Source organism: Ruminococcus sp. 1001136sp1_2201st1_G3_2201SCRN_220225, assembly GCF_040924365.1.
GTDB lineage: Bacteria > Bacillota > Clostridia > Lachnospirales > Lachnospiraceae > Blautia_A > Blautia_A faecis.
On record NZ_JBCOME010000032.1, the window covers coordinates 1 to 4,281 of the forward strand.

Consider the following 4,281-nt stretch of genomic DNA (forward strand, 5'->3'; position numbering starts at 1 on the left):
CTATATTAGAGTCATATATTGAAGAACTTAATAACAGAATCACTGAGTTGAAAACGAATACAGATATTATCGGAAATTATAGTGAATTAGTAGCAGATACCCAGGTATTAACTGTACTTGTGAAGAATTATGTGTTTTGGGTGAAAGAAACATCGGAGAATGATTCTGAAATTAATACAATGCTGGGAGAACTTGGAAAGGAAATTCAGATTCCAGACCCTGACTCACAAACATTTAATGAGCAATATGCGTCATGGGAAGAAACTTGGCAGAATAGGATAAATTGTCTGGAAAACTTAATTCAGGAATTACCCCAATTTTTTGAAAGCCAAAAAAAGGAATTAAAAAATACGGTGATTAACACTGAACTCCTATCGGAATATAATGCAAATGAAAAAATGAGTATACTGGATGAACTAAGGAGAAGTAAAGTTTCGGATATTAATGTTATTGAAAAGGTTTGTTCTTTGTTATTCGGTAAATATCGTGGAATCGCATGGTTTTCTCTGGGACTGGCTGTATTTTTTGATATATCTTCATTGCTGGCTGGACTTTTTATTTATGGACTTTCAAAGAAAAAGGCTAAGAATTAGAGAAGTAGAAATGCAGAAAACATTTGAATTCGGTAACACAGAGGAAGGCTTCGAGACGATTGCCAAGATATTCTTTGAGCAATTGACTCAAGAGCTGGAGAAAGCGTATAATGATCACATAAAATAACGCTGTACAGAATGCTGAGAGCGAACTATGAGAAAGATGATGTTGTTCAGTTAGGATAAGTACGAAGGGAGAAAAGAGCTAAAGGATAAGGCACTTAAAATACAAAAAGTCAAAGGAGAAAATAGAAGCTATGAAAAATGAAAAAATATTAACTATAATTAAAGGACAGGAATTTAAATTAAGCCTCAAAGACAAGATTGAAATAAACGACATTTTTTATGATCAATATCTGGAAGCTGCAGCCATGCTGGAGAATATCGTGGCAAATGAGGAACGCGATAAACAGCCAGATTGGAAGAAAGCGGAGACGGAGAATAATATTATTGCTTTTTGCGGAGAACGTGGCGAGGGTAAAAGCAGCGCAATGTTTACTTTTATTAATGCAGTAGTTAACGAGAAAGAGCAAAAAGAATCTACTATATTTGCGCAGTGCGAGAATGTCAAAAATACTGTTTTTTCAGAACCTATTGTTATTGATCCTTCTGCTTTTGATAATGTACATAATGTTTTAGATATTATTATCGCTTCGCTTTATCGGAAATTTTCTGATAAATACGATGTTTCACCTGAAAGATTTGCTAATTATAGAAGGGAAGAGTTATTAAACGAATTTCAAAAGGTATATAAGGATATTTCTTTGCTTAACGATCCTGTTAAAATGCTGGAAGAGGAATATGATTACGAGGGAAGCATAGAAAAGATATCAAAGATGGGGGAAAGTCTGCGGTTAAGACGTGACTTGAGTAATTTGGTAAAGTTATATCTGGATTATATGATGACGGAAGATTCTCGTAACCAATATACTTCAAAAAAACTTTTGATTGCAATCGATGATCTGGACATGTGCAATGCCAATGCGTATAAAATGGCTGAACAGATACGTAAGTATTTAATTATTCCAGATATTGTCATAGTGATGGCACTTAAAGTGGAACAATTGCAGCTTTGTGTTCAGGAAGAGAACTTCAAAAATTATAGTAATGTTTTGAAAAACCAGGGAAAAATTGCAGGTGCAGTGATAGATGTGGAAGATATGGCAGAGCGCTATATTGCCAAACTGATTCCGAAGTCCAGAAGGATTTATTTGCCAAATGTTAGATATATAGAAAATGCGAAAATTGTTTATCAAAAAAATGAAGAGGAAATTATTTATGCGGATAAGATAACCAATTCATTGAATGCTTCTTTATTGGATTTGATATACATGAAAACTGGAATGCGTTTTTTATTAAACGACGAAAAAATGAATTGGCTACAGCCAGATAATTTACGGGATACTGTGAATTTAATTAGTCTTCTTGGAGATATGAAAGTTCCAGAAAATGACAGTGAATATCTTGATAACATTGAGAAATTTACGGAGTACTTTGAGAAAGAATGGATTCCGCAGAATTGTGAGTTGGTAAATTATAAAGAGGTACAGAATTTAATTAGAGTTCCATATTTACAGTTGAACTCAGAAGTCTGGTATTTTTTGAATGAAAATTATAAAAAGTCTGATAAAAAATACGTTCTTCCACCGGCAAGTTTTCAGATGGAAAGAACAAATTGTTTTTTCTGGATTTTAAACTGGTTTACTACATATAAGAATAGTATGTTTGATAAAAAAGATAATAAATTTGCTTATATGTTTGAAATTTTGTATACACTTAGATTAAATAATTTGCAGAGAAGTAGATGTTATGAGGAATTGGGAGAATTTATAGGTGGATATATATGGGGGCCATCATTTGATGATATAATTCCGAATGCAGCTGGCGACAATCCAATGGTAAGATCTAGATTCTTTTTTTCGACAATGAGTGTATATAATCTTTTTTCGGAAAAAGTTGGCAATGCGTTTAATATAACTAATGAATTATTAGATCCTAACAAAGACTATATATCTAAGCTGTCCGAAAATGATAAGGAAAAAGAATATAAAATTTTTAACTGGGTAATGTTGGGGCTTTTTTCTAATATCTGTAAAGAGATTACTGATAATATCGAAAATCCTCCGATGGTTAGATATATATATAACTCAAATATAATTTTTTCTAATTATAGATTAAATAATCCATTGCAAATATGTTTAGAAAATTATATTATTGGGATTTGCAGTTTGGAAAGTTTGTATAAGAAGTTAAATATAGAAATATTAGGAATTAGTAAGGAAGATTTTCAAAAAGTTATCAGAAGAATTGAAAATGATAACTCTAATAAAATTCATGCTTTCAGAACAATTTTTTCAAACATAGACTTAATAATGCGATTTCATGAATATTGTTGGAAAAATAGACAGTCTAAAGAATCAGGTAATAAAGATGAACGTGGGAAGACAAGAGCTGTAGTGGACCGATTTTTTAGAAATATAGAGCGGTTTTATAGAGAATATATTGATAAGAATTTTGAGGAAAAGCTGAATAACCTAATATTGAGAGATTCGGATGGAGAAGAGGCTGTAATCAATATTAGCGAATTATATGCAGATCTCTTACAGAGAAGTATAGAAGAATCTGTATCATTTGAGGAAAAGCAGAAACAAGACAAAGTGAAAGAAATGATGGATTCTTTGGATTTTGATGTTCAGCCAGACGAACCATTGCAAAGTGTATCTACCTATTTGAAAAATAAATCTGCTGAAAATGTTCTAAAAAATGTTAAAAATATAATTCATAATATGAAGCGCTATCAAGTAAGGCATAAAGATGAAAAAGTGGAAGGAGATAATGCAGGGTTCATAATAATGCGGGAGTATGCAATTGATTATTACCAAAGGGTTGCTGAATTTTGGGTAGAAAATCCTAAATTAGATATACCAGAGGAAATGAGTAAGGAATATAAAGATATAGCAAAAGATTGCAGTAAGTACAACGAGGAAAAATAATGGACATAGAACGTGGAAATATAGAAATTGTATTTCAGAAAATTCCATATATGTATGTAATAAAAAGCCAGCAGGAGATGGTGGATTACTGCTCCTATAGCAAAATGGAAAAGGATATTTACATGCGTTATTCGTCAGATGTGTTTTCCTACGCAACAGATGACGAGCGTAGTAACAATTATTCATTTATGTGTAGTCAAATGAAACTCCAGACCAATCTGTGGAAAAACGATGTAAGTGAAGATATTGGAGTGTTTCAACTGGTGTTTTCTGTGGCTGATAAAATGCTGCGCCTGGACGGAAATGAGATTAAATGCAAGTTCGATCAATTGCTGCGCTGGCGGGAAATTACATTACTGATGGGGCAGGACTTTTTCACATGCGCATATCTGGCATATGATGACTGGAAAAAAGGATATAATACCCAATATTTTGCCTGGCTTCCGATTATTAGAAGTGACAACAGCCGATTACATAATATTTTGGACCAGGGAGTAGCTGAAAATCATTTTCACTTGAATGGTTCCACAAAAATTTTTGAACTAAACTGGTTATGCCTGATGAATTATATTTCAGGCAGAAATGCTGAGTTTAAGAAAATAACCAGAACAATGCAGATACAGCGAAACGACAGCTTTGACAAAAGAGGGGGAAAAGAGGATTTTTATACAGAATGTCTGAGAGCTGCTTTATAC

The 4,281-nt window shown here is 32.7% G+C and carries 2 protein-coding genes and 1 pseudogene; all 3 read left to right on the plus strand.

All coding sequences use genetic code 11. From position 1 onward, the window contains the following. On the plus strand, window positions 1-593 hold a 593-nt coding region (locus AB5642_RS11320; RefSeq protein WP_368371623.1), incomplete at its 5' end, for a hypothetical protein. Window positions 594-850: 257 nt separating this feature from the next. Next, complete coding sequence (locus AB5642_RS11325; protein WP_173718824.1) at window positions 851-3,586, plus strand: hypothetical protein; 2,736 nt, start codon at window positions 851-853, stop codon at window positions 3,584-3,586. Beyond that, window positions 3,586-4,281: pseudogene (locus tag AB5642_RS11330) on the plus strand (hypothetical protein); the annotation flags it as partial. The gene AB5642_RS11325 and the pseudogene AB5642_RS11330, both read left to right, overlap by 1 nt.